3 protein-coding genes are annotated in these 2,019 nt (G+C 34.9%); all 3 read left to right on the top strand.

The window, feature by feature from the left end:
• Nucleotides 1-41 precede the first annotated feature (41 nt).
• The 3 genes from T368_RS0111315 to T368_RS17220 all read left to right on the top strand — a co-directional run bounded on the left by T368_RS0111315 (nucleotide 42) and on the right by T368_RS17220 (nucleotide 1,962).
• A complete protein-coding gene (locus T368_RS0111315; protein ID WP_138160960.1) occupies nucleotides 42-386 on the top strand; it encodes a hypothetical protein in 345 nt (114 codons plus the stop codon).
• Nucleotides 387-412: 26 nt separating this feature from the next.
• Nucleotides 413-1,561: a site-specific integrase gene (locus tag T368_RS0111310; protein ID WP_004084590.1), complete on the top strand. Its 1,149-nt coding sequence runs from the start codon at nucleotides 413-415 to the stop codon at nucleotides 1,559-1,561.
• A gap of 269 nt (nucleotides 1,562-1,830) precedes the next feature.
• Nucleotides 1,831-1,962 carry a hypothetical protein gene (locus tag T368_RS17220; RefSeq protein WP_004084602.1) on the top strand — a complete coding sequence of 44 codons (132 nt, stop codon included), beginning with the start codon at nucleotides 1,831-1,833 and terminating at the stop codon, nucleotides 1,960-1,962.
• Nucleotides 1,963-2,019 lie beyond the last annotated feature (57 nt).

Genomic DNA, 2,019 nt, shown 5'->3' with positions numbered 1-2,019 from the left:
TGATTGTGTTTTGAATGAAATAAGCTAGAAAAATCCCTGCTTTGAAATATAAAGAGATGTTTCGCCTTGCGGCTCAACATGACAAGGAAAAGCAACATGACAAGAGAGAGTTTCAACGCGACAAGGAAAAGCAACATGACAAAGGGAGTTTCGACCAATGGGACAAAAAAGACTCAAACGAGGCAAGGAAAGACAAACATGTCAAAGCAAAAAGCAACACGATAAGGAAAAGGGCAATGAGACAAGCAGAAAAACTCAAAGACGACAAAAAAGCAACAATGACACAGGGCATAAACCTAGCTTTGTTGTGCTTCTGTCTGTTTTTGAAAAAGCGTTTTAATCGCCATGAAAGCGGAAGCAAAAACGATATAACAATAAGGCTTTAAAGCCAAAACTAACATAAAGGAATAACATGTCAGCATGTGTTTTAGTATTTCAACAAAACTTCACAGACAAAAGAGAGTGTGAGGCATTGCCAGAAAAGACTATCAAATTAAATGATAGAAACATAAAAGTCAGCAAAGCAGGTTACATCTACATACAAAAATACATTAAAGGCGTACATATAAGAATTAGCACCAAGCTAAAGGCAACAAAAGAAAATCTAGCCCTAGTTCAACAAGAAGCCCATAACTACATAAAAAACGAGCTTGTGCGGCAGGGATTTATCTTAGAGGGAAGCACCAAAAGAAGCCCTGATGAGTATTTGAGTGAGAGTATGTTATATGTATTGCAAGGTTTAAGCGACATTAAAGAATCAAGTTATGCAAGATATAAGAGTGCAATGCTTGCTATACAAAAAGACTTAAAACACGCAAGGACGAATAATGTAAATAAAAACTTTTTACATGATTACGCCACAGCCTTGCATAAAAAAGCCTTAAGTAACGCAGAGATTAAAAGCAGGATAAATCTTATTGTGCGTGCGTTAAACAACTACAATGAGTATTTTAACCTCCCCTACTTTACAAATACTCTTAATCTCTCAAGGTTTGGGGCAGAGAAAAAAGAAAAATATGCCTTTAAAGAAAATGAGTTAGCAACAATCCTAGAATCTAGTAAAAAAGATGAGCTACTGCATAATTATCTTATGATAGCAAGTCATACAGGGGCTAGAGTTGGCGAAATCTTAGCATTAAAGTCTAGCGATATAGATACAGAATCTATAAAGATAACAAAGTCAAAAATGCCAAACCATACCATTACCACACCAAAGACAAAAAGCAGTAAAAGAAATATTGTTTTTATCAATGAAAACTTTAAGCATTTCATGCACGACTTAAAAGCAAAATATACAGATATTCTCTTTAATATAAGTCATTCATGCTTACAGAAAAAGTGGAAAAAGCTTTTAAGCGAACTCAATATGCAGCAAGAAATACCCATTTATAACCTAAGACATACATTCGCAACACTTGCTATACAAAAAGGCTTTAATATCCTGCAAGTGAGTAGAACGCTAGGACATAAAGATGGGCATATTACATCAACTACTTATGCAATAAATACAAATTGCTTTATAGAAAATATGCAAATTAATCTTACAAAGGAGGAAGCATGAGAAAAGAAGATTTAAGCGAAATTTGTGTAGCTTTTTTGCTATTTGGAAGCTTTATTTTTTTGTTTTATAGCTTGAGTTTAGTTGGCTAGGGCGTGTGATGTTGGATTGTTTTTTCTGCTTTACTTGTCATTTTGAGTGTAGCGAAAAATCCCTTTTGCAAATAAAGAGATGTTTGGGCTTTGCCTTAATATGACAAGGGAAAGCAACATGCCAAGCAAAGAGCCAAAAGCAAAAAGGAAAAGCAAACAAAGGCAACAAAGGAACTAAGTATGCGGAAATATTGCGAGGCAATTTTAAGGGTTATTGAGCTTTTTTGTGAGGGAGTGTATATTAAATACATGACCGAACAAAAAAGCGATAATTCCCTTAAAAGTGTCCGCAATATAACGCAAGAATATTAGCTAAGAGAACGAGAAAGGATTTAAAAATGCACTACAAACCAAGACTTACACCCCCCC

The organism is Helicobacter bilis ATCC 51630, assembly GCF_000686565.1.
Lineage (GTDB): Bacteria > Campylobacterota > Campylobacteria > Campylobacterales > Helicobacteraceae > Helicobacter_A > Helicobacter_A bilis.
Note: the sequence above shows the minus strand (reverse complement) of the source record. Positions and strands in the feature narration are given on the sequence as shown.